The organism is Amycolatopsis taiwanensis DSM 45107 (assembly GCF_000519205.1).
GTDB lineage: Bacteria > Actinomycetota > Actinomycetes > Mycobacteriales > Pseudonocardiaceae > Amycolatopsis_E > Amycolatopsis_E taiwanensis.
The window spans coordinates 42,145-63,572 of record NZ_JAFB01000008.1 but is presented as its reverse complement, the minus strand read 5'-3'; the positions used below and the strand labels follow the sequence as shown (position 1 = coordinate 63,572).

Annotated in this window: 22 protein-coding genes; 10 read left to right on the top strand and 12 right to left on the bottom strand. The window is 70.5% G+C overall.

All coding sequences use genetic code 11. The features are described 5' to 3' along the window. Positions 1-17 precede the first annotated feature (17 nt). Positions 18-650: a cardiolipin synthase ClsA gene (gene clsA, locus A3CU_RS0107170; protein ID WP_027941713.1), complete on the bottom strand. Its 633-nt coding sequence runs from the start codon at positions 648-650 to the stop codon at positions 18-20. A 101-nt stretch (positions 651-751) separates the two neighbouring features. After that, positions 752-961: a hypothetical protein gene (locus A3CU_RS0107165; protein WP_027941712.1), complete on the bottom strand. Its 210-nt coding sequence runs from the start codon at positions 959-961 to the stop codon at positions 752-754. 159 nt (positions 962-1,120) lie between these two features. Here A3CU_RS0107165 and A3CU_RS0107160 point away from each other — a divergent pair, with 159 nt between their 5' ends. Both A3CU_RS0107160 and A3CU_RS0107155 read left to right on the top strand, forming a co-directional pair. Continuing rightward, the gene (locus tag A3CU_RS0107160; RefSeq protein ID WP_027941711.1) at positions 1,121-1,606 is read left to right on the top strand and encodes a hypothetical protein; all 486 of its coding nucleotides are present in this window, start codon (positions 1,121-1,123) and stop codon (positions 1,604-1,606) included. Positions 1,607-1,634: 28 nt separating this feature from the next. Continuing rightward, a complete protein-coding gene (locus A3CU_RS0107155; RefSeq protein WP_027941710.1) occupies positions 1,635-2,021 on the top strand; it encodes a hypothetical protein in 387 nt (128 codons plus the stop codon). An 11-nt stretch (positions 2,022-2,032) separates the two neighbouring features. On the opposite strand, the gene A3CU_RS0107150 is transcribed toward A3CU_RS0107155, so the two are convergent. The 5 genes from A3CU_RS0107150 to A3CU_RS0107130 all read right to left on the bottom strand — a co-directional run bounded on the left by A3CU_RS0107150 (position 2,033) and on the right by A3CU_RS0107130 (position 8,540). Next, a complete protein-coding gene (locus A3CU_RS0107150) occupies positions 2,033-3,724 on the bottom strand; it encodes an AMP-binding protein (RefSeq protein WP_027941709.1) in 1,692 nt (563 codons plus the stop codon). 59 nt (positions 3,725-3,783) lie between these two features. Continuing rightward, positions 3,784-4,614 (bottom strand): crotonase/enoyl-CoA hydratase family protein, encoded by an 831-nt coding sequence (locus tag A3CU_RS0107145; RefSeq protein WP_027941708.1) that lies wholly within the window; start codon positions 4,612-4,614, stop codon positions 3,784-3,786. 155 nt (positions 4,615-4,769) lie between these two features. Further along, the gene (gene cobA, locus A3CU_RS43750) at positions 4,770-6,053 is read right to left on the bottom strand and encodes a uroporphyrinogen-III C-methyltransferase (RefSeq protein ID WP_052371519.1); all 1,284 of its coding nucleotides are present in this window, start codon (positions 6,051-6,053) and stop codon (positions 4,770-4,772) included. Between the two features lie 54 nt (positions 6,054-6,107). After that, positions 6,108-7,427 (bottom strand): MFS transporter, encoded by a 1,320-nt coding sequence (locus A3CU_RS0107135; RefSeq protein ID WP_027941707.1) that lies wholly within the window; start codon positions 7,425-7,427, stop codon positions 6,108-6,110. 87 nt (positions 7,428-7,514) lie between these two features. Then, positions 7,515-8,540: an LLM class F420-dependent oxidoreductase gene (locus A3CU_RS0107130; RefSeq protein WP_027941706.1), complete on the bottom strand. Its 1,026-nt coding sequence runs from the start codon at positions 8,538-8,540 to the stop codon at positions 7,515-7,517. Between the two features lie 92 nt (positions 8,541-8,632). Between A3CU_RS0107130 and A3CU_RS0107125 the strand changes: the two genes are divergently transcribed. Further along, positions 8,633-9,217, top strand: coding sequence for a TetR/AcrR family transcriptional regulator (locus A3CU_RS0107125; RefSeq protein WP_425388226.1), 585 nt, complete (start codon positions 8,633-8,635; stop codon positions 9,215-9,217). Between the two features lie 2 nt (positions 9,218-9,219). On the opposite strand, the gene dmpG is transcribed toward A3CU_RS0107125, so the two are convergent. Both dmpG and A3CU_RS0107115 read right to left on the bottom strand, forming a co-directional pair. Next, positions 9,220-10,251 carry a 4-hydroxy-2-oxovalerate aldolase gene (gene dmpG / locus A3CU_RS0107120; RefSeq protein WP_027941704.1) on the bottom strand — a complete coding sequence of 344 codons (1,032 nt, stop codon included), beginning with the start codon at positions 10,249-10,251 and terminating at the stop codon, positions 9,220-9,222. Positions 10,252-10,324: 73 nt separating this feature from the next. Further along, positions 10,325-11,233, bottom strand: coding sequence for an acetaldehyde dehydrogenase (acetylating) (locus tag A3CU_RS0107115; RefSeq protein WP_027941703.1), 909 nt, complete (start codon positions 11,231-11,233; stop codon positions 10,325-10,327). 39 nt (positions 11,234-11,272) lie between these two features. Between A3CU_RS0107115 and A3CU_RS0107110 the strand changes: the two genes are divergently transcribed. Continuing rightward, entirely contained in the window at positions 11,273-12,022 is a 750-nt protein-coding gene (locus A3CU_RS0107110) for an IclR family transcriptional regulator (RefSeq protein WP_027941702.1), read from the top strand. Positions 12,023-12,108: 86 nt separating this feature from the next. Beyond that, positions 12,109-12,657, top strand: a complete 549-nt coding sequence (locus A3CU_RS0107105; protein ID WP_027941701.1) for a hypothetical protein — start codon at positions 12,109-12,111, stop codon at positions 12,655-12,657. Between the two features lie 46 nt (positions 12,658-12,703). On the opposite strand, the gene folP is transcribed toward A3CU_RS0107105, so the two are convergent. Together folP and rpsA are read right to left on the bottom strand one after the other, a co-directional pair. Then, positions 12,704-13,516: a dihydropteroate synthase gene (gene folP / locus A3CU_RS0107100; protein WP_052371550.1), complete on the bottom strand. Its 813-nt coding sequence runs from the start codon at positions 13,514-13,516 to the stop codon at positions 12,704-12,706. A gap of 421 nt (positions 13,517-13,937) precedes the next feature. Further along, entirely contained in the window at positions 13,938-15,437 is a 1,500-nt protein-coding gene (rpsA, locus tag A3CU_RS0107095) for a 30S ribosomal protein S1 (RefSeq protein WP_027941699.1), read from the bottom strand. A 281-nt stretch (positions 15,438-15,718) separates the two neighbouring features. On the opposite strand from rpsA, the gene A3CU_RS0107090 reads away from it, so the two are divergent. The 5 genes from A3CU_RS0107090 (at position 15,719) to A3CU_RS0107070 (ending at position 20,681) form a co-directional block, all read left to right on the top strand. After that, positions 15,719-16,567 carry a class I SAM-dependent methyltransferase gene (locus A3CU_RS0107090; RefSeq protein WP_156960274.1) on the top strand — a complete coding sequence of 283 codons (849 nt, stop codon included), beginning with the start codon at positions 15,719-15,721 and terminating at the stop codon, positions 16,565-16,567. 58 nt (positions 16,568-16,625) lie between these two features. Next, positions 16,626-17,543 carry a GNAT family N-acetyltransferase gene (locus A3CU_RS0107085; RefSeq protein WP_027941697.1) on the top strand — a complete coding sequence of 306 codons (918 nt, stop codon included), beginning with the start codon at positions 16,626-16,628 and terminating at the stop codon, positions 17,541-17,543. A gap of 77 nt (positions 17,544-17,620) precedes the next feature. Continuing rightward, positions 17,621-18,244 carry an ATP-binding cassette domain-containing protein gene (locus tag A3CU_RS0107080; RefSeq protein WP_027941696.1) on the top strand — a complete coding sequence of 208 codons (624 nt, stop codon included), beginning with the start codon at positions 17,621-17,623 and terminating at the stop codon, positions 18,242-18,244. Next, entirely contained in the window at positions 18,241-20,121 is a 1,881-nt protein-coding gene (locus tag A3CU_RS0107075; RefSeq protein WP_027941695.1) for a YhgE/Pip domain-containing protein, read from the top strand. Before A3CU_RS0107080 ends, A3CU_RS0107075 begins: the two co-directional genes overlap by 4 nt. Beyond that, complete coding sequence (locus A3CU_RS0107070; RefSeq protein WP_027941694.1) at positions 20,118-20,681, top strand: TetR/AcrR family transcriptional regulator; 564 nt, start codon at positions 20,118-20,120, stop codon at positions 20,679-20,681. Before A3CU_RS0107075 ends, A3CU_RS0107070 begins: the two co-directional genes overlap by 4 nt. A gap of 32 nt (positions 20,682-20,713) precedes the next feature. Here the strand turns inward: A3CU_RS0107070 and A3CU_RS0107065 are convergent, their stop codons facing one another. Then, complete coding sequence (locus A3CU_RS0107065; protein ID WP_245616912.1) at positions 20,714-21,361, bottom strand: Rossmann-fold NAD(P)-binding domain-containing protein; 648 nt, start codon at positions 21,359-21,361, stop codon at positions 20,714-20,716. Between the last annotated feature and the right edge of the window lie 67 nt (positions 21,362-21,428).

Sequence of the window (21,428 nt, the reverse complement as noted above, 5' to 3'; positions counted from 1 at the left end):
ACTGCCAACGCGAAGTCTTACAGATGCGTCCCGGGCCGCACTGCGGGGCCGCCGGAACGGACACCCTGGACGGCACGGACGGCCTGGATCACATACAGCGCACCCGACCACAGGTAGAGCAGCCAGCCCCAGGTGGTGAACGCGTAGGCGATCGGCCGCGCGATCGTCGCCACGAGGCCACCGTCCTGGGTGAGCAGCAGGAACGGGAAGGCATACATCAGCACGAAGGTCGCCGCCTTGCCGATGTAGGTCACCTCGGGCGGGGCGAACCCGTTGCGCCGCAACACGAGGATGCACACCCCGACGATCAGCTCGCGCAGCACCAGCGGGACGACCAGCCACCACGGCATGATCCCGCGGACCAGGAACGCGGCCAGGGTCGCCAGGATGTAGAGCCGGTCGGCGGCCGGGTCGAGGAGCTGGCCGAGCCGGCTCTCCTGCCCCAGCCAGCGGGCGAGCTTTCCGTCCAGCCAGTCGGTCAGCGCGCTGAAGACCAGTAGCGCCAGCGCCCAGCCGTCTTCGCGGGGACCGAGCAGCAGCCACAGGAACACCGGCACGCCGGCCAGGCGAAGCAGCGACAGGATGTTCGGCACGGTCAGCGCCTGCTTCAGCAGCGACGGCTGCGCCTGCTCGATGCGGGGCTCGCTCACGCGTGCTCCCCCGCGAGTTCGCGCGCGGTCGTGTCGACGGGGCGCGCGTGGTGGTCACCTTGGTTGCCGCGGCTCGGCGCAGGGCTACTCACCCCGTAACCCTAACCGGCAGGGCGCAGGCTCCAGCCTCGACGCTGCAGGTCGGCATGGGTAAGGGAAATGGGGCGTCCGCGGTCGTCGGCGCCGATCCAGCGGGACTCGCCGGTGGCGGTGTCGAGCACGTATGGGTGACCCTGGCTCCACACCACGGTGAACGGTGTGGTCGGCGGCAGGGTGCCGGTATCAGCGGAGGTGTCGTCGGCAGTACTCATCGCTTTGGTTTTCGGCCGTCAACCTCGAAATGTTAACGATTTCGCAAGATTTCACCTGCTCGGTGTGAGCAGCCCACCATCGTGACTGTCCAGAATGGACCCGCCTCGGTCCGTGACCACGACGGGCCGCCACGCCCGACGTCGAGGGAGATTCCAGAGATGGGCTTGCGGAAGAGCGCCTTGCCAGTGGCCGCCATGGGCGCGGTCGCCGTCGCCACCGTGGTGAGCGGTTGCTCCGTGGCGGTTCCCGGGGCCGGCACCGGCACCGGCACCGGCACCGGCCCAGCGTCGGCCCCGGTCGCCGCGCCGCCGCCGGTCACCCACCAGCCGGAAATCGGCGGCGCACAGTCACCCGATCCGCCGATTCAGGGCGCTCCGAACACACCAGCGGAGGGAAGCTGCGGTACTTTCCACGCGCAGAACGGCCTGAACCTGCAGGTGGTGGACCTCTCCGCCAGCGGCGTCGACTGCGCCGAAGCGGAACGGCTGATCCGCGAGCTCCCGGCGTGGGTCGTCGGCCGGCTCTCCGGCGGCATGGTGAGCATGTCGGTCCAGAGCCTGGTGTGCGCGCCGGACCCGCGGGGCGGCGCACACACCACGTGCAACAACCAGCAAAAGACGATTCACGCCCGCGTTGTCCCCTGATGACTCCAGTCCCGACGAGGAAAACTTCATGAAGCGCCAACGCTTGCTCGGCCCCGTGGCCGCCTGCGCGCTCGTGCTCGGCGCGTGCGGAACCCAGACCGCACCGGGAGCACCGATCCCCTCCCAGGCGGCGGAGGTGGCCAGCCCGTCGGCCGCCCCCGTCCCGTGCGGCACGGTCACCGGACCGCGCGGCCCGGCCCGGGTTTCCGTCCAGGGCCGCACGGTCGCCTGTGACGAGGCCAAGACGCTCCTGACGCAGTACTTCGCGCGGCTCACCCCGGCCGATCTCGTCAACCCCGACGGCGCCGGTCCGCTCGCGCTCGGCCCGTGGACCTGCGGCAGCGACCCCGGCGCGCCACTGGCGGCCAACTGCTCCACGGAGGACGACCGCGAGATCATCAGCAACCCCGGCTGACGCCCCGCGGTTCAGCGCTTCAGGCCGGGAAAGTCCTCCTCGCGGTACTCGCCCTCCGAACGGGTCGTCGCGGCCTGCTCCTTCGCACGCAGCTCGACACGGCGGATCTTGCCCGAGATCGTCTTCGGCAGGTCGGTGAACTCCAGGCGCCGGATTCGCTTGTAGGCAGCCAGGTTCTCGCGGGAGAAGGAGAGAATGCTCTCCGCGACCTCCGGTCCGGGCCGGTAGCCGGCGGCGAGCACGACGTACGCCTTCGGCACGGCGAGCCGGATCTCGTCGGGCGCGGGCACCACCGCCGCCTCCGCGACGGCCTCGTGCTCGAGCAGCACGCTCTCCAGCTCGAACGGCGAGATGCGGTAGTCCGATGCCTTGAAGACGTCGTCGGTGCGGCCGACGTAGGTGATGTAACCGTCGTCGTCGATCGTGCCCACGTCGCCGGTGTGGTAATAGCCGTCGGCGAACGCCCGGTCGGTCCGCTCGGCGTCACCGGCGTAGCCGGCCATCAGCCCCACCGGCCGTCGCGACAGGTCGAGGCAGATCTCGCCCTCCCGCGCGGGCTCGCCGGTGACCGGATCGAGCAGGGTCACGGTGAAACCGGGCAGGGGACGCCCCATGGAGCCCGGCTTGACCGGCTGGCCCGGGGTGTTCGCGATCTGCACACTGGTCTCGGTCTGGCCGAACCCGTCCCGGATGGTGACGCCCCAGGCCTTGCGCACCTGGTCGATCACCTCGGGATTGAGCGGCTCTCCCGCTCCGACGACCTTTCGCGGCGGCTTCTTCAGCGTGGACAGATCCGCCTGGATCAGCATCCGCCACACCGTCGGCGGCGCACAGAAACTGGTGATGCCGCACCGGTCCAACTGCGACATCAGCGCGTTCGCGTCGAATCGCGTGTAGTTGTACAGGAATACCGTCGCCTCGGCGTTCCACGGGGCGAAAACGTTGCTCCAGGCGTGTTTCGCCCAGCCCGGCGACGAGATGTTGAGGTGCACGTCGCCCGGCTCCAACCCGATCCAGTACATTGTGGACAGATGCCCGACCGGGTAGGAGATGTGCGTGTGCTGCACCAGTTTCGGCTGTGCCGTGGTGCCGGAGGTGAAGTACAGCAGCAGTGGGTCGCTCGCCGCGGTCGGGCCGTCCGGGGAGAATTCTTCGGATTCGGTGTAGGCGTCGGCGAAATCGTGCCACCCGCCGGCCTTCTCGCCCACCGCGATTCGCGTGTATTCGCCGGGCACGTTGGCGAACTTGGCCACGTCGGCCGACCGGATCACGACGTGCCGTGCCGCGCCGCGGTCCACCCGGTCGCGGAGATCGGCCGGACCGAGCAAAGTGGACGCCGGGATGAGCACCGCGCCGAGCTTGATCGCGGCCAGGATGGTCTCCCACAGTTCGACCTGGTTGCCCAGCATCAGGATCAGCCGGTCGCCGCGGCGCACACCCAGGCCGCGCAGCCAGTTCGCGACCCGGTTCGAGCGGGCCGAGAGCTCGGGGTAGGTCCACCGGCCTTCCGAACCGTCCTCCTCGACGATCCACAATGCGTCCCGCCGGGCGTTGGCGGGATCGCGGGCGATCACGTCGAACCAGTCGAGGGCCCAGTTGAACTCCGTGAGCTCGGGCCAGCCGAAGTCGCGGTATGCCCTCTGGTAGTCCTCGCGGTGCGCGAGCAGGTAGTCACGTGCCTGACGGAAAGCGTCGTTGCTCACCTGAAATCCTTTCCTCACCGAGATCTTCGGCGATCCTGCCCGAGGCGCACCCGGTTCGGCTACTCCCCCCGGAACTCCGGCTTCCGGCGTTCGACGAAGGCCTGCATGGCTTCGGCGAGATCCTTGCTGGGCAGGAACGCGGCGTTCCACGCGGCGACGTACCGCAGCCCCTCGGCGATGCGCTGCTCGGTCGCGACCGCGAGCACCTCCTTGACGCCCTGCACGGTCAGCGGCGGGTTCGCCGCGATCTCCGCCGCCATCGCCCGGGCGGCCGCCAGCACGGACTCCTGGTCCGGGAGGACGTCGTTGACCAGCCCGATCTTCTCCGCCCGTGCCGCGTCGATGTCCTTGCCGGTCAGCGCCAGCTCGCGCAGGTGACCGTCACCGATGATGCCCGCCAGCCGCTGCAGGCTGCCGAGGTCGGCGACGATCGCGACCCTGGTCTCCCGCACGCTGAAGCGGGCATCCGCACTGGCCAGCCGGACGTCCGCGGCGCTGATCAGGTCCACTCCCCCGCCGATGCACCAGCCGGAAACGGCCGCGATCACCGGTTTCCGCGTGGCCGCGACCGCGCTCACCCCGTCCTGGAGCTTGCGCAGCTCCTGGAGGAACGCGGTGCGCGGTGCGGCCAGCGCGTCCCCGCCCAGCAGCGGCGCCCAGGCCGGCATCATCGCGGGCAGGTCTAGGCCGTAGGAGAAATGCTGTCCGCCACCCGTCAGCACGATCGCCCTGACCTCGGGGTCGGCGTCGAGCGCGCCGAACACGACCGGCAGCTCGCGCCAGAAGTCCGGGCCCATGGCGTTGCCCTTGCCCGGCCCCAGCAGCGTCACCTCCGCCACCTGCTCGGTCTGCTCCACCTTGAACGCGACGAAACCCGCAGGGTTGTTCAGAACGTGTTCGGGTAGCCCGGCCGTGACTTCTTCTCCTCGGCTGCCGGTTGACGACGTCGGCGGCCTGCCTCCCCGCCCACGCAGGGGGTCTGGGGGCTTGCCCCCAGTCGGGGGTGTGGGGGCGGAGCCCTCACCAGGCCCAGAGTTGTCCTCTGTCACCACGCGTGCTCACCTCCCGTTTCGAATGACCCTCCAGCAGTCTGGCCGCCATCCTCGCGCATCGGCGCGAGCGCGGCGACCGGCCCGATCACCACGACCGCGGGTGGGCGCACCCCGGCGGCCTCCGCCTCGGCCGCCACGGAGTCCAATGTGGACCTCGTTACCCGCTGGGCCGGCGTGGTCGCCCGCTCGACGATCGCCACCGGGGTGTCGGCGGGGCGGCCGGCCGCCAGTAGCGCACCGGCGAACAGCGCGAGCCGCTCCACTCCCATCAGCAGCACGATCGTGCCGCGCAGGCGGCCGAGCGCGTCCCAGTCGACCAGTGACGTCGGCTCCCCCGGCGCGACGTGGCCGGAGACCACCACCACCTCGTGCGCGACGCCACGGTGCGTGGCCGGCACGTCGGCCATGGCCGCCGCCGCGAAGGCGCTCGTGATGCCCGGCACCATGGTCACCGGCACTCCCGCCTCGACGCAGGCCAGCAACTCCTCGAAACCGCGGCCGAAAACGTAGGGGTCGCCGCCCTTGAGCCGCACGACGAACTTGCCGGCCTTGGCGTTCTCGATCAGTGCGCTGTTGATCACTTCCTGGCTGGCGGCGCGACCGTAGGGGATCTTGGCCGCGTCGATCACCTCCACCCCGGCGGGCAGCTCGTCGAGCAGCTCGCGCGGCGCCAGCCGGTCGGCCACGACCACGTCCGCGCGGGCCAGCAGCCGCCGCCCCTTCACCGTGATCAGCTCCGGGTCGCCGGGCCCGCCACCGACCAGCGCCACGCCGGGCAGCTCGCCGAGCTCGCCGGGCCCCGGGCGGTCGGCGATGCGGCCGGCATGCAGGGCCTCGACGATGGCGTCCCGGACGGCGGCCGAACGCAACGGCTCGCCGCCGGAGAGCACCCCGACCATCAGCGTGTCGTGGCGGCCGACCGCGGCGGTCACGGCGGAGCCGCGCACGCCGGCGTCCGCCCGGACGCAGAACACCCGCCGGCGTTCCGCCTCGGCCGACACCGCGGCGTTCACCTCAGGGTCGTCGGTGCAGGCCAACGCGTACCAGGCTCCTTCCAGGTCCCCCTCGGCGTACCCGCGCCGGTGCCACACCAGCTCGCCCGCGCCGGCCATCGCGCTCACCGCGGGCGTGGTCTCCGGTGAGATCAGCTCGACCGCGGCACCCGCGGCCAGCAGGCGAGGCAGCCTGCGCTGGGCGACGGTGCCGCCGCCGACCAGCACCACGCGGCGGCCGGTGAGATCGAGTCCGACGAGATAGTGGTTCTCCGGCGCAGGCATGGGGTCAAGCATGCCCGGCGGCCCGCCGTCGCGTCAGCCCGGGCGGGCGGGTGTTCACCCGGCGAAGGGCCTCGGCTGGTCGTCGAGCATCGAACGCCGCAGCAGCGGGATGCCGGCCGCCACCAGCACCGCCGGCATGAGCGCGAAACCGATCGCGATCGCGGTCACCGCGCTGCCCGGCTGCGCGGCCGAAGCGTCCACAGAGGACACGTAGCCACCGAGGGACAACACCAGCCCGAACAGGCCGGGACCGAGCGCCAGCCCGAGGGTCTCCGACGCCGTCCACACGCCGGCCGCGACCCCGGCACGGGTGGCCCCGGTGCGCTCCTCCTCCGCGCTGATCAGGTCGGGCAGGATGGCCAGCGGGAACACCTGGATGCCCGCGTAGCCGACGCCGGCCAGCGCCACGAAGACGAACGCCACCGCCAGCGGGACCACCTGCGTGGCCAGCAGGCCGAGGGCGCCCACGGCGAACGAGATGCACGCGAAGCGGAAGCCCCACAGCTTCCCCCATTTCGCGCCGATCCGCGGCCACACCGGCATCATCACCAGTGCCGGCCCGACGAACCCGACGAACAGGGCGGACTGCAGGCCCGCATCGCCGAACACGTACCGTGCCGCGTAGCTGACCCCGGCCAGCAGGGTGCCCAGGCCGAGCGACTGCACGAAGTAGACGCCGAGCAGCCAGCGGAACGAGCGCCACTGCCGCATGGTGGCCAGCAAGTCGCGCCAGCCCGCCGTGGTGGGCCGCCTCGACCCGACCGGCGCACCGCGCGTGCCGAGGTACACCCCGATGGTCCCGACCAGGATGACCAGCCCCATCGCGATGCCCATCAGGCGGTACCCGGCGATTCCGCCGACCCCGTTCGTGATCCCGGGCGCGACCCCGCCCGAGATCAGGATCGCCACCGCCAGCAGGCCGATCCGCCAGCTCGTCAGCTTCGTGCGCTCGTCATAGGAATCGGTGATCTCGGCGGGCAACGCGTTGTAGGGCACCTGGAAGAACGCGAACGCCGTGGCGCACAAGAGAAACGCGAGCACCACGTATGCCGCGTCGAGTGGCACCCGGCCGAATCCCGGGTGCGCGAAGATCGCGGCGAACAGCACGGCCACGCCCAGCCCACCAGCCAGCAGGAACCGGCGGCGGCTGCCCCGCTTGGCGAGGCTCGCGTCGGACAGCCGGCCGGCGAACGGGTTGAACACGACGTCCCACGCCTTGGGCACCAGCACGATCACGCCGGCCACCGCGCCCGGCACGGCCATCGTGTCGGTCAGGTAGGGCAACAGCAGCAACCCGGGCACGGTGCCGAAGGCACCCGTCGCGAAGGAGCCGAGTGAATAGCCGAACCTCGTCGAAGCCGGGAGCGCGGCCACTGGTCCTCCTCGGTGCGATATGCCGGGGGAATGCGGGTGAATCCTGTCACTCGACTCCACGGCACCACCACCGGGGCAGGAAAAAAATCAGGCGAGTACCTCGGCCAGGCGGCGCAGGGTGGGCGCGTCGCCCCGCAGCAGCAGGGTCGTGACGACGGTTTCCTCCCACCGGGACAGCTCCGCACGGATCTTGGCGGGCGGGCCGATCAGCGAGGTGTCCTCCACCAGGCCGGTCGGGATCGCGGCAGCCGCCTCGGCCTTGCGGCCGGCCAGGTAGAGGTCCTGCACGCGGTCGGCGACCTCGGCGTATCCCAGGCGCGCGAACACGTCGTGGTGGAAGTTGACCTGCTTGGCGCCCATTCCGCCGATGTAGAGCGCCAGCGAGGGCTTGATGAGGTTCGCGGCGGCTTCCACGTCGTCGTGCACGATCACCGGCACCGAGGCGGCCACCTCGAAGTCGGCGGGCTTGCGCCGGGCACCGGGCCGTGCGAAGCCCTCGTCGAGCGCGGCCCGGTAGAACTCGTCGGCCTTGGGTGAGAAGAACAGCGGCAACCAGCCGTCACCGATCTCGGCCGACAGCGCGACGTTCTTCGGCCCCTCGGCGGCGAGGTAGATCGGGATCTCGCGACGCACGGGGTGCAGGGTGGACTTCAGTGGCTTGCCCAGGCCGGTGCCGCCGGGCAGCGGAAGCCGGAAGAACTCCCCGTCGAAGGTCACCGGCTCCTCTCGCGCGACCACCCGGCGCACGATCTCCACGTACTCGCGGGTGCGCGCGAGCGGTCGCGGATAAGGCTGGCCGTACCAGCCTTCCACGACCTGCGGGCCGGAAACACCGAGGCCAAGCACGAACCGGCCGCCGGAGAGATGGTCCAGGGTCTGCGCGGTCATGCCGACCGCGGTGGGCGTACGCGCGGCCATCTGGACGATGTTGGTGCCCAGCTTGATCCGGTTCGTGGCCGCGCCCCACCAGGCCAGCGGGGTGAACGCGTCCGAACCGTAGCCCTCGGCCGTCCAGACCGAGTCGAAGCCGAGTTCCTCGGCGGCCAGCACCGCCTCTCCGGCGCCGGCCGGCGGCCCCGAAGACCAGTAGCCGAGGTGGTAACCGAGTTTCACGCCGGACCTCCTGAAGCGGCCGGGGCCGCAGGTGGCCCCGTTAGTTGATCAAGTTACAATTGACAACACCCGTAGTCAATCAAGGGTTGGTCATGGTGAGCGCGTCTACCTGGGCAGGCACCACACTCCACGACCGCAGGGCCGCCCGCCGGGAGCGCCTGCTCGACGCCGGGCTGGATCTGCTGGGCACGGCCGGAAGTTCGGCCGTCAGCGTGCGTGGGGTGTGTCGGTCCGCGAAACTCACCGAGCGCTACTTCTACGAGAACTTCGCGGACCGGGAGGAGTTCGTGCTCGCGGTGTACGAGCGGGTGGCCGGCCAGGCACACCAGGCGCTCGTCGACGCGGTGCCCGACTCCAGGCGCGCGGCCCGGGAGCGCGCCGAGGCGGCGGTGACCGCCTTCGTCGAACTCATGGTGGACGATCCACGCAAGGGACGGGTGCTGTTGCTCGCACCGATCACCGATCCGGCGCTCTCCGCCCGCGGCATCGCGCTGCTGCCCTCCTTCGCCGCGCTCATCCGCGACCATCTGCCGGCGCGAATGGACCCGGTCGAGCAGACCCTCACCGCGACGAGCCTGGTCGGAGCCCTGGCCAACCTGTTCACCTCCTACCTCTGTGGCGCGTTGACGGTGCCCCGCGACCGCCTCATCTCCCACTGCGTCGAACTGCTCAGCTGAACTCAGCCCGCCCGTTCCGCGGCGAGCCGCACGGCGATGTCGATGATCATGTCCTCCTGCCCGCCGACGTACCGCTTTTTGCCGACCTGGTAAAGAATCTCGTGTGCGGGCACGCCGTAGCGTTCCGCGGCACGCTCGGCGTGCAGCAGGAAGCTCGAATACACGCCGGCGTAGCCCTGCACGATCGACGAGCGATCCATGACCGGAAGCCGCGTGAGGTAGCGGCGGACGACGTTCTCCGCGGCATCCATCAGGATGTCCTTGTCGACCCCGGTCTTCACCCCGAGCCGGTCGAAGACCGCCGCGAGCACCTCCGTCGGCGAGTTCCCCGCGCCCGCGCCCAGTGCCATCAGCGAGCCGTCGATCTGCCGGGCGCCGGCCCGGTAGGCAAGCACCGAGTTGGCCACGCCGAAGCTCAGGTTCTGGTGCCCGTGGTAGCCGACCTGCACCTCGTCGCCGAGTTCCGCGGTGAGCGCGGCGACGCGGTCCGAAGCGTCCTCGAGGATCAATGCGCCCGCGGAGTCCACAATGTACACACATTGGCACCCGGCGTCGGCCATGATCCTGGCCTGCTTGGCCAGTGCCTCTGGCGCGGACATGTGCGCCAGCATCAGGAAACCCACCGTTTCCAGGCCGAGCCCGCGGGCCTCGGTGAAGTGCTGGATGGACACGTCGGCTTCGGTGCAGTGGGTGGCGATCCGCACCGCGCCCGCGCCGAGATCCGCGGCCGCCTTCAGGTCCGTGACCGTGCCCAGCCCGGGCAGCAGCAGCACGGCGATCTTCGCCCGCTTCGCCTCGTCGACCGCCGCCGCGATCAGCTTCCGTTCGTCCACCAGGGAAAAGCCGTAGTTGAACGTCGACCCGCCGAGCCCGTCCCCGTGCGTGACCTCGATCAACGAGACGCCGGCGGCATCCAGCGCGCGCACCGTGTCGCGCACGTTCTCCTCGGTGAACTGATGCGCCATGGCATGACTGCCGTCGCGCAGGGTCGTGTCCACGATCCGGACTTCCCGCTCGATGCCGTCCCAGCTCATGCCTTCTCCTTCGCGAGTTTGCGCGCGAGCGCGATCGGGTCGGCCTGAGAGCCGCGGCTTGACACAGAACGACTCACGAGAGCGCCTCCGCCCTCGTGGTGTGCGCTGCGAGTAGGTCGCCGACCCGCGACGCGGCGGCGGTCATGATGTCCAGGTTGCCCGCGTAGGGCGGCAGGTAGTCGCCGTTTCCCGCCACCTCCAGGAACACGGCCACGCGCGCCCGCCCGTTCCAGCCGGGCCGCGGATCGTCGTACTGGGGCGGGGCCGTGAGCGTGTAGCCGGGGACGTAGCGCCGGACCTCGGCGACCATCCGCTCGATCGAATCCGTGATCGCACCGGTGTCGGCGTCCGGGCCGATCGCGCAGAACACCGTGTCCCGCATGATCATCGGCGGCTCGACCGGATTGATGATGATGATCGCCTTGCCTTTCGCCGCACCGCCGACGAGTTCGATGCCGCGGGCGGTGGTCTCGGTGAACTCGTCGATGTTGGCGCGCGTGCCGGGCCCGGCCGAACGCGACGACACCGAGGCGACGATTTCCGCGTACGGCACCGGCGTCACCCGCGAAACCGCGTGGACGATCGGGATCGTGGCCTGCCCGCCACAGGTGATCATGTTGAGGTTCGGCGCGCTGAGCTCCGCCGGTTCGGCCACGGCCGGGCAGATGAACGGGCCGATCGCGGCCGGGGTCAGGTCGATCGCCGGGATGCCCGCTTCGGCGTAGCGTGGCGCGTTCGCCGCGTGCGCCCGCGCCGAGGTCGCCTCGAACACCAGATCCGGCAGCTCCTCGCGGGCGAGCAGCCAGTCCACCCCCTCGGCCGATGCCTCCACGCCCAGCTTCCGGGCACGGGCCAGACCATCGGACAACGGGTCGACGCCGACCATGTAACGCACGTCGACGTGCTCACTGCGGCGGAGCTTGACGAGCAGGTCGGTGCCGATGTTGCCCGGCCCCACGATCGCTGCGGTGGCTTTCTTCATGCCCTTACGCTGCTCGCCATGATCCGGCACACTCAACCCATGTGTGCCACTGAGCGGGACGGGGCGGGATTGACCGCGACGCGCCTCACCGCGTTGCTCACCGCCTTCCGGCCCGGTGACGAGGCGCTCGGCGCGTCGGAACTGGCCCGGCGCACCGGCGTGCCGAAATCCTCCGTACACCGGCTCGCCGGCCATCTGGCCGCGCAGGGTCTGCTGGAACGCGATGGCGGCACGTTCCGGCTCGGGCTCAAGCTGTTCGAAATCGGGCAGCTGGCCACCCGGCAGCGCGGGCTCGTCGACGCGGCCCGCCCGTATCTCGCCGACCTGCGCGAGGCCACACGCAACACCGTCCACCTGGCGGTTCTGGAGGGAACGGAAGTCGTGTACCTGGACATCGTGCGCGGACCCGATGCGCCGGCCCTGCCGTCCCGGATCGGCGGGCGGTTCCCGGCGCACGCCACCGCGGTGGGCAAGGCGATCCTCGCCTTCTCGCCGGAACCGGTGCTGGACAAGGTGATCGCCGCGAGTCTGCGCCGGGTGGGGCCGCGCACGATCACCGCGCCCGGACTGCTCCGCCGCCACCTGGCGAAGGTACGCGCGGACGGCCTCGCGCAGGAACGGGAGGAGTCCGGCGTCGGTGTCATCTGCGTCGCCGGGCCGCTGCTTGATCGCTTCGGAACGCCGCGCGCCGCGATCTCACTATCCGGATGGAGCAACCGCGTCCGCGCGGAGCGAGTGGCCCCGGCCGTCCGAACCACTGCCCTAACGCTGTCTCGCGCGCTATCTTGACACCCAGTGCACGCCCGGCTGCGGACGAGGTGCAAGGATACGGGCACTCGCGGCAAGCCCTGAGCCAGGTGAAACGGAGGACGTTCGTGATCTCCCAGCCCACCCAGGTCGATGACCTCCGGCTCGTCGCGCTTCCCAGTGCCATCAGCTGCGCCGAGATGTTCGTGCGCTTCGCGCTCGTCGAATGGTCACTCCGGCCGATGGTCGAGGACGCCACGCTCGTCACCCGGCACATCGTGAAGTCGTCGGTCGCCGGCGCGACGCCGTCCCGCCCCCGGTTCCTGACCATCCGCCTGCGGCTGCACACCGACTGCGTGGTGATCGAGGTCGACGACCAGCAGCCCGGGGAACCGCCGGAACTGCCCGGTTGGACGATCAGCGCGGTCACGATGCCCGGCGGCCGGCGCAACGTCTGGTGTGAACTTCCCTTGCGCACCGGCCTGTCCGCGGCGCTGCCCCGGCGGGCGCCGGGCCGGGCGGCGGCGCGGCAGACGATTCAGCCGCCGGGCGTGGAGCCGGAGCGGATCGAGACGCCGAACTTCGACCAGTACATTCCGGAACCGATGCTCGACCCGTCGGATTCCGAGATCCTGCAACGAGTTCTGTACGGGCTCAACGGCAACGACCGGTACTAGGTTCTTTCGCCAAGCGGCGCAGCCGCCTTGCGGTGGGCCGGAACCGTCAGGCCAGGCCGCGCACGGATCGTGTGGGCGGCCGCGTCCCTTCGATGGCCGCCACCATCTCCAGAACCCGGCGGGTCTGGCGGACCTCGTGCGCCCGGAAGACCTGCGCGCCGTCCCGCGCGGCGAGTGCGGTCGCGGCCAGCGTGCCGTCCAACCGCTCGTCCAGCGCCACCCCCAGGGTCTCCCCGATGAAGTCCTTGTTGGACAGCGCCATCAGCACCGGCCAGCCGGTAGCCACCAACTTGCCGGCGTGGCGCAGCAAGGCCAGGCTGTGCCAGGTGTTCTTGCCGAAGTCGTGCGTCGGGTCGATCAGCACTCCGCCGCGCGGGACACCGAGCGCGACCACTTCCTCGGCCCGCTGACACGTCTCGTCCACGACCTCGCGCACCAGATCGTCGTAATGCACCCGGAAGGGGCGTGTGCGCGGCACGGCTCCCCCGGTGTGCGAGCACACGTAGCCGGTGCCGAACTCGGCCGCCACCTCCGCCAGCCGCGGATCGGCGCCGGCCCAGGTGTCGTTGAGCAGGTCGGCGCCGGCCTCGCAGGCCAGCCGCCCGACCTCGTGCCGCCAGGTGTCCACGCTGATCACCAGCCCGGGGTGGCGCTCGCGGATCGCGGCCACGAACGGAACCACGCGACGGGTCTCCTCGGCGATGTCGACCTCACTGCCCGGCCCGGCCTTCACACCGCCGACGTCCACGATGTCCGCACCGTCGGCCACCGCGCGGTCCACGGCGGCCAGCGCGTCGCCGTCGGCGAAGGCCGCTCCCTTGTCGTAGAACGAATCCGGCGTCCGGTTGACGATCGCCATCACCAGCGCGCGGTCGCGGATGATCCGGCGACCGCGGAATTCCAACTCGATCGGCACCCCGCCATCATGCCCGCAGCCATGCCCGGCCGTAATGCCCAGCGCACACACCTGACCGACGCAACCGCGGCGGGGGTCCAGGGGGCTCGCCCCCTGGCCGGGGTCTGGGGGCTCGGCCCCCAGAAAACACCGTAAAACGCAGGAATGGCGAGCGCTCTCCGCGAGCACTCGCCACATACGCCCGGCCATGAGACCCACCACAGACACGTACCCACGCACCGCGGACTTCACCAACGCAACCACGGTGGGGGTCCAGGGGGCTCGCCCCCTGGCCGGGGTCTGGGGGCTCGGCCCCCAGAGGACACCGTAAAGCGCAGGGGTGGCGAGCGCTTTCCGCGAGCACTCGCCACCTCTGAACCGCGCTTTACGCCCCGCCGGACAGCTTCTCGCGGAGAGCCGCGAGCTGCTCGTCGCTGGCGAGCGTGCCGCCGCTGTTCTTCGAACCGGAGTCCGACTGCGTCGAGCTGTAGTTCTGCTCGCCACCCTCGACACCGGTCGCGGCGTCCGCCGCGGCGGCGGCGTCGGCCTCCGCGGCCTTGGCGACCTGACGCATGTGCGCCTCGTAGCGGGCGAGCGCCTCGGCGTACTGGCGCTCCCACTCCTCACGCTGCTTGTCGAAGCCTTCCTGCCACTCGTTCGTGTCGGGGTCGAAGCCTTCGGGGTAGATGTAGTTGCCCTGGTCGTCGTACTCGGCGGCCATGCCGTACTGGGTCGGGTCGAACTCGGTTTCCGAGGTGACACCCTCGTTCGCCTGCTTGAGCGACAGCGAGATCCGGCGACGCTCCAGGTCGATGTCGATGACCTTGACCATCACCTCGCCGCCGACCTGGACGACCTGCTCCGGGATCTCCACGTGGCGCTCGGCCAGCTCGGAGATGTGCACCAGGCCCTCGATGCCCTCCTCGACGCGGACGAACGCGCCGAACGGGACGAGCTTGGTGACCTTGCCCGGCACGATCTGGCCGATCGCGTGGGTACGGGCGAACTGGCGCCACGGGTCTTCCTGGGTGGCCTTCAGCGACAGGGACACGCGCTCGCGGTCCATGTCCACGTCGAGCACCTCGACGGTGACCTCCTGGCCGACCTCGACGACCTCGCTCGGGTGGTCGATGTGCTTCCAGGACAGCTCGGAGACGTGCACCAGGCCGTCGACCCCGCCAAGGTCGACGAAGGCGCCGAAGTTGACGATCGAGGAGACGACGCCCTTGCGCACCTGGCCCTTGGCCAGCGCGTTGAGGAACTCGCTGCGCACCTCGGACTGGGTCTGCTCCAGGTAGGCCCGGCGGGACAGCACCACGTTGTTGCGGTTCTTGTCCAGCTCGATGATCTTCGCCTCGAGCTCGCGGCCGACGTAGGGCTGCAGGTCGCGCACGCGACGCATCTCCACCAGCGACGCGGGGAGGAAGCCGCGCAGGCCGATGTCGAGGATCAGGCCGCCCTTGACGACCTCGATGACGGTGCCCTTGACCGGCTCGTCCTTCTCCTTGAGCTCCTCGATCGTGCCCCAGGCGCGCTCGTACTGGGCGCGCTTCTTGGACAGGATCAGGCGGCCTTCCTTGTCCTCCTTCTGCAGGACCAGGGCCTCGACCTCGTCACCGACGCTGACAACCTCGCCGGGGTCGACATCGTGCTTGATCGACAGCTCACGCGAGGGGATCACACCCTCGGTCTTGTATCCGATGTCGAGCAGCACCTCGTCACGATCGACCTTGACGATGGTGCCCTCAACGATGTCCCCGTCGTTGAAGTATTTGATCGTCTTGTCGATCGCGGCGAGGAAGTCTTCCTCCGACCCGATGTCGTTGACAGCGACCTGCTGGGTCTGCGCGTCGGTCGTCGGGACGGTGGTGGTGTCGGTGGTCATTAGGTGGGTTGCTCCGGTTACGGCTTGGGGTTTAGTGATTGTGCAGTTTGTCCGCGCGGCGGGCGAAGGAGAGACGGCGGGCCACACCGTGCAAACGTCCGTGACGACGGCCGGCCCCGAGTATCACCACCGAGTGCGCAACCCCTGTGACCCGGCTCGAGCTCTGCCGGAAAGGTAGCGCGAACCCACTGCGCTACTCGTATCTTACGCGGCTGGGTGTATGCGACACAAACAGGGTCACCTGTCCTGATCTTCTCGCGCGCCTGCGGAACAATACGTGCGTGACCGAGCAGGACAGGCACTCCTCGGCCGAGCAGAGACTCGGCACGGTGGGCATCGCGCACCGGCCGGTGGACGCCCGGGAGGCCACCACGGCGAACCTTGCCTGGTGGGACGCCGACGCTGACGACTACCAGGCCGAACACGGCGACTTCCTGGGCGACGCCGACTTCGTGTGGTGCCCCGAAGGGCTGCGGGAGGCCGACGCCGGGCTGCTCGGCGAGGTGCGGGGCCGCCGGGTGCTCGAAGTCGGGTGCGGGCATGCCCCGTGCGCACGCTGGCTCGCCGCCGCGGGCGCGCGCCCGATCGGCCTCGACCTCTCCGCTGGGATGTTGCGTCATGGCAAGCGGGCCAACGCACGTACCGGCCGGGATATTCCGCTGCTCCAGGCGACCGCCGAACAGCTTCCGCTCGGCACGGCGACCGTGGACATGGCCTTCTCGGCCTTCGGCGCGCTGCCCTTCGTCGCGTCGATCGAGACCGTCTTCGCCGAGGTGCGCCGAGTGCTACGGCCGGGCGGGCGGTGGGTGTTCGCGGTGACCCACCCGATGCGGTGGATCTTCCCGGACGATCCCGGCCCGAACGGCCTCACCGCGACCCAGCCCTATTTCGACCGCACCCCGTACGTGGAGGTCGACGCGGCCGGCCGGGCCACCTACGTGGAGTACCACCGCACCCTGGGCGATTACGTGCGGGCACTGGCCGCCACCGGATTCCGGCTGGTGGACCTGGTCGAACCCGAGTGGCCGGAAGGGCACACGCGGGTGTGGGGGCAGTGGAGCCCGTTGCGCGGCAAGCTCTTCCCGGGGACCGCGATCTTCTCGACGCGCGCGCCGGACGGTGGTGCGTGAGCAGCCTCGTGTCCCGCCTTCCCGGCGTGAAGGGACCGCGATCTCCACGGAGCCACTCGTGACGATCGGGGCCCAGCTGCTCGCCGCGCACCGCGCCCGGTTCGCGGCGGTGGACCCGCTGGTGCCCGAGCCCCCCGGGCCGCCCGAGGGCGAGACGCTGGTCGCCGCCACCGCGCGCGGCGACCAGGTGGCCGCGACGCTGCAGGTCCACACGCACCAGCCCGACTCGCTGGATCTGCTGTGGTCGGCCGCGCAGGTGTGGCAACTGTTCCCCTACATCGGCGGGACCGGCACCGGTGGCATGGACGCGCTGCTGCGCGCCTGGCGACACCGGATGGACGCGGAGTCCCCCGGCCCCGACTCCGCCTGCACAGTCACCTGGCCCAGCCGCGACGCCGAGGCCATCCGCGCCTTCCTCGATCACGGAATGATTCCGATCTCGGTACTCGCCCTGCGCACCGAGCCACCACCGGAAGACCCCGGGAACGGGCCGTCCGTGCGTCGCGCCACGGAAAAGGACTTCGAGGAACTCCTCGCACTGACGGCGCAGACGTTCGCGTACACGGGCCTGGTCGCCCACGGCAGGCCGGACCCCGAGAAGCTCCTTGCCCCGCAACTGCGCCGCAACCTCGCGGCCGGCGCGCCGGTCTGGCTGGCCGAAGTGGACGGTGTGACGGTGGCCATGGCCGACTGCGGGTGGGTGAACTCGGCGCCCGGGACCTGGGCCGCGGAACTGCTGCCGCCGGGGAACTGGGGATATGTGAACAACGTGGCGACCGAGCGCCGATCGCGGGGGCGCGGGGTGGGCCGGGCGCTGATGGGCGTGGTGCACCGCGAGTTCCACCGCATGGGCGCCACCGGCACGTATCTGTACTACCACCCGGCCAACCCGCTGGCCTCGGTGTTCTGGCCACGCCAGGGCTATCGTCCATTGTGGACCTACTGGGAGACGCGGCCCGCTTCCGCGCTGCGCTGAGATCGACCCCATGATGCGCCCGGGTAGCCGCGGCGGTATCTTTTGTACTGACCAGTCAGTGCAAAAGGGGGCCCGTCGTGAAAGTCCGAGCCGACCGGGTGTGCGTCAAGGGGCCGCACGGCACGGTGCTGCCACCGACCTCGCTGACCGTCGAGGCCGGAGACCTGGTGATCGTGCACGGCGAGCCCGGGCCCGCCGTCACCGCGTTCGGGCTGGCGCTGACCGGCCGGATGCGGCCAGCCACCGGTGTCGTGACCCTGGACGGCGACACCGCCGCGGCGAAACTCCGCGCCATGACCGCGATCGTGGACGCACCCGGGATCAGCGAACCCGACGAAGCGCTCCCCGTCCGCGTGGTCGTCGGCGACGAGCTCGCACTCGCCGGCCGGCGCGCCGGCCGGGCGGAGGTCGCCCGCTGGCTGACCGAGCACGACGTCGCGGGCCTGGCCTCGGCGCGTTGGGAAAACCTCGAACCCGCCGTGCGGACCCGCCTGCTCACCGACCTGGCCGCGGCCCGGCGCGGGGTGCGGATGCTCGTGCTCGACCGGCCCGACCGGCACACGAGCGACGTCACCAGCTGGGCCGGGCCCGCGCACGAGCACGCCGGGCGGGGCCTGGCCGTGGTCGTGCTGACCGCGACCACCCCGCTTGACGCGCTGCCGTCCGTGCCGGTGCGCCTGGGAGGAGAAGACCACTCGTGACCAGTTTCCGGATCGCCGCCACCGAACTGCGCAGGCTGACCGCGGGCAAGCTGCCCAAGCTCGCCGTCGTCGCGCTCGTGTTGGTTCCGCTGCTTTACGCCTCGTTCTACCTGTACGCCAACTTCGACCCCTACGGCCGGCTGAGCAAGCTGCCCGCCGCGCTGGTGAACTCCGACTCCGGATCGGACGACCGCAATGTGGGCCGGGAAGTAACCGATGCCGCGATCTCGTCGGGCACCTTCCAGTGGCACGAGGTCTCCGCCGAAGCGGCGCACGAAGGTGTCAGCAGCGGCGAATACTCCTTCGCGATCACCATTCCGCCGGACTTCTCCGCCGCGCTGCTGTCCAGCGGGAGCTTCACGCCCCAGCAGGCCACCATCCGGCTCACCACGAACGACGCCACCAACTACCTGGCCCACACCATTGCCAACCAGGTCGCCGAGCAAATCCGCGCCACCATCGCGGAAAAGGTCGGGCAGGAGGCCGCCAACCGGTTTCTGATCGGGTTCTCCACCATCTACGGCAAGACCCAGGAGGCGGCCGACGGTGCGTCGGCACTCGCCGACGGCGCGGGACGGCTGGTCACCGGGCAGCGGGAGCTCGCCGACGGCGCCGGGCGACTGGCCACCGGCGGCGACGACCTCGCTGCGGGACTGAAGACGCTGAAGAACAGCGTCGCCACCCTGCCGCAGAACACCAAGGCCCTGTCCGACGGCGCATCACAGGTCGCAGCGGGCAATGCGCAGATCGCCGCGGCCGCTAACACCCTCGCGAACAGCGCGAAGGACCTGCGGAACACCCTCGGCGACGCCAACGGCCAACTGGCGCAACAACTTCGCGCCAAGGGGCTGCCCGAGGCCGAGGTCCAGCAGGTGCTCGCGGCGGTCGCCGACCTGCGCGCGCCACTCGATTCCGCCGGTTCGCGAATCCAGAGCACCACGGCCCAGCTCAACCAGCTCGCGACCGGGTCCCGCCAGGTCGCCGACGGCGCGGCCACGCTCGCCGCTTCAGCACCAGCGCTCACCAACGGCATAGGGCAGGCTTCGGACGGTGCGAACGCCCTGACCGCGGGCGCGACAAAGCTGAAAGACGGCGCGAAGACCGCCCTTGACGGCACAACGGCGTTGTCGAAGGGCGCCACACAGTTGCGCGACGGGCTCGACGAAGGCCTGCGGCAGATCCCGGATCCCAGCGACTCGGCCCGCACGGCGACCGCCGACACCATCGCCGATCCGGTCACCGTCGACAACGCCGGGCTCGCCAGCGCGGACACCTACGGCGCGGGCCTGGCACCGTTCTTCCTCGCCCTGGCCACCTGGATCGGAGCGTTCGTGCTGTTCCTGGTGCTGCGCCCGCTGTCCACGCGCGCGCTCGCCGCCGGGGTCGCGCCGGTGCGGGTGGCGGTGGGCGGCTGGCTGGCCGCGGCGCTACTCGGCGCCGTGCAGGTGCTCGTGCTGTTCGGCGCGGTCACGTGGCTGGTCGGCATCCACGTCGCGCATCCCTTGGGCGCCCTCGGTTTCGCCGTGCTCGCTTCGCTCACCTTCACCGCGATCGTGCACGCGCTCAACGCGATGTTCGGCGCCGTGGGGAAGTTCCTCGCCTTGGTGCTGCTGGTGCTGCAACTGGTCAGCGCGGGTGGCACCTTTCCGTGGCAGACCCTGCCCGACGCGTTGTACCCGCTGCATCTTCTGTTGCCGATGGGCTACGTGGTGGACGGGCTGCGGCATCTGCTCTACGCGGGCGCGTCCCTCGAGAGCCTGACCGATGTCGTAGTGTTGTGCGCGTATCTCGCCGGAGCTCTCGCGGTTTCCTCGTTCGCCGCACGGAAACAACGGGTCTGGACGATGTCGAAGCTGAAGCCGGAGCTGAGCCTGTGACCAGCAAACAGAAACTGTTCGAGGCGACGCTTCGGCTGGCCGGCAGCCGTGGCCTGGTCGGGATCACCGTGGACGAGATCGCCGCGGAGGCGGGCGTCGCCAAGGGCACCGTGTACTACAACTTCGGCAGCAAGGACGGGCTGATCGACGCCCTGCTGCGTTACGGGGTCGGCCAGCTCGCGGACCGGCTGCGAGCGGTGGCCGGCGAGCCGGACCCCGTCGCCGCGCTGGAGTCCATGGTGGACGCCGGGCTGGCCTTCATCGCCGAATACCGCGGATTCTCCCAGCTTCTGGTGAGCGAGATGTGGCGGACCGCCGGACAGTGGCGGGAAACGCTGACGCTGCTGCGCGAGGAGATCATCTCCATCGTGCGGGAGCAGCTGCGGCTCGTCGCCGACGCCGGGCGCCTGCGCGACGACATCGAGATCCCGGCCGCGGCGGCCGGCTTGTTCGGCACCCTGCTCGTCATCGCGCTCGACTGGCAGGTGTTCAACCCCGACCGCCCCCGCGCCGAAGTCCTGGACTCGATCATGCACCTGGCCCGCGGCCTCGCCCGATAAGCGGGGCACTGTTCAAATAACAAACACCGACTTCAGCGGAGCATGGGGCGGAGACGGCCGATCTGGTGCACCGAGGCCGGCTGTCCGCTGAGCGCGCGGCACACCGCGGCCCGCACTCCGCTGATGATCTCGTCCTGCCCCAGCGCGCGGCCACTGTCTGTTTCGGACACCAGGCCGAGCAGGACGACCTGCGTCCGGTGCGTGCCCAGCGACGGCTCCGGCTGATCCGGTGGGCCCAACTGGCCGATGGTGGAGACCTCGACCACCGGGGCATCCGCGGCGAGCAACGGTTCCACCGCCCGCATCACCGATGGCCGGTACTGGCTGTGCACCCAGGACACCAGCAGGTCCGCCTGGCCCGACAACTCGGCCTCGGCCTTCCTTGCCAGCTCCCAAGGGCTGTCCCAGCTGGCCTGGACCCAGATCGCGCGCCCCTGCTTGCGGTCGCCTTGCTCCCAGTCGCCCTGCTCCCAGTCGCCCTGCGAGCGGTCGCCCTGGCGGGTGTGACCGGGCGGCCGTAATGCTCGCAATGCGGCGATTCCCGGTTTCGTCTCCGGGGCGGGAATCGGGCTGTACCGCCGGCTCGGCAGCACGACATGCCAGCCTTGCGAAACCAGCGCCTCGGCCACCCCCGCCAGCATTCCGGACCCGGCGAGGAGCAGCGCTTGCCCGCCCGACATGGCCCCACGCTACCTCCGGATCCGTGCCGATGCTTCCTGAAAGGCCCGTGCTGGGCGAAAGCACACG

Coding starts and splice junctions, on each gene's coding strand:
- folP (WP_052371550.1), bottom strand. CDS start 13,516: ATGGCGATCGTCAACCGGACGCCGGATTCGTTCTACGACAAGGGAGCG.
- A3CU_RS0107110 (WP_027941702.1), top strand. CDS start 11,273: ATGTGTGCCACTGAGCGGGACGGGGCGGGATTGACCGCGACGCGCCTC.
- A3CU_RS0107155 (WP_027941710.1), top strand. CDS start 1,635: ATGAAGCGCCAACGCTTGCTCGGCCCCGTGGCCGCCTGCGCGCTCGTG.
- rpsA (WP_027941699.1), bottom strand. CDS start 15,437: ATGACCACCGACACCACCACCGTCCCGACGACCGACGCGCAGACCCAG.
- A3CU_RS0107125 (WP_425388226.1), top strand. CDS start 8,633: ATGGTGAGCGCGTCTACCTGGGCAGGCACCACACTCCACGACCGCAGG.
- dmpG (WP_027941704.1), bottom strand. CDS start 10,251: ATGAGCTGGGACGGCATCGAGCGGGAAGTCCGGATCGTGGACACGACC.
- A3CU_RS0107065 (WP_245616912.1), bottom strand. CDS start 21,361: ATGTCGGGCGGGCAAGCGCTGCTCCTCGCCGGGTCCGGAATGCTGGCG.
- A3CU_RS0107115 (WP_027941703.1), bottom strand. CDS start 11,233: ATGAAGAAAGCCACCGCAGCGATCGTGGGGCCGGGCAACATCGGCACC.
- A3CU_RS0107165 (WP_027941712.1), bottom strand. CDS start 961: ATGAGTACTGCCGACGACACCTCCGCTGATACCGGCACCCTGCCGCCG.
- cobA (WP_052371519.1), bottom strand. CDS start 6,053: ATGCCTGCGCCGGAGAACCACTATCTCGTCGGACTCGATCTCACCGGC.
- A3CU_RS0107160 (WP_027941711.1), top strand. CDS start 1,121: ATGGGCTTGCGGAAGAGCGCCTTGCCAGTGGCCGCCATGGGCGCGGTC.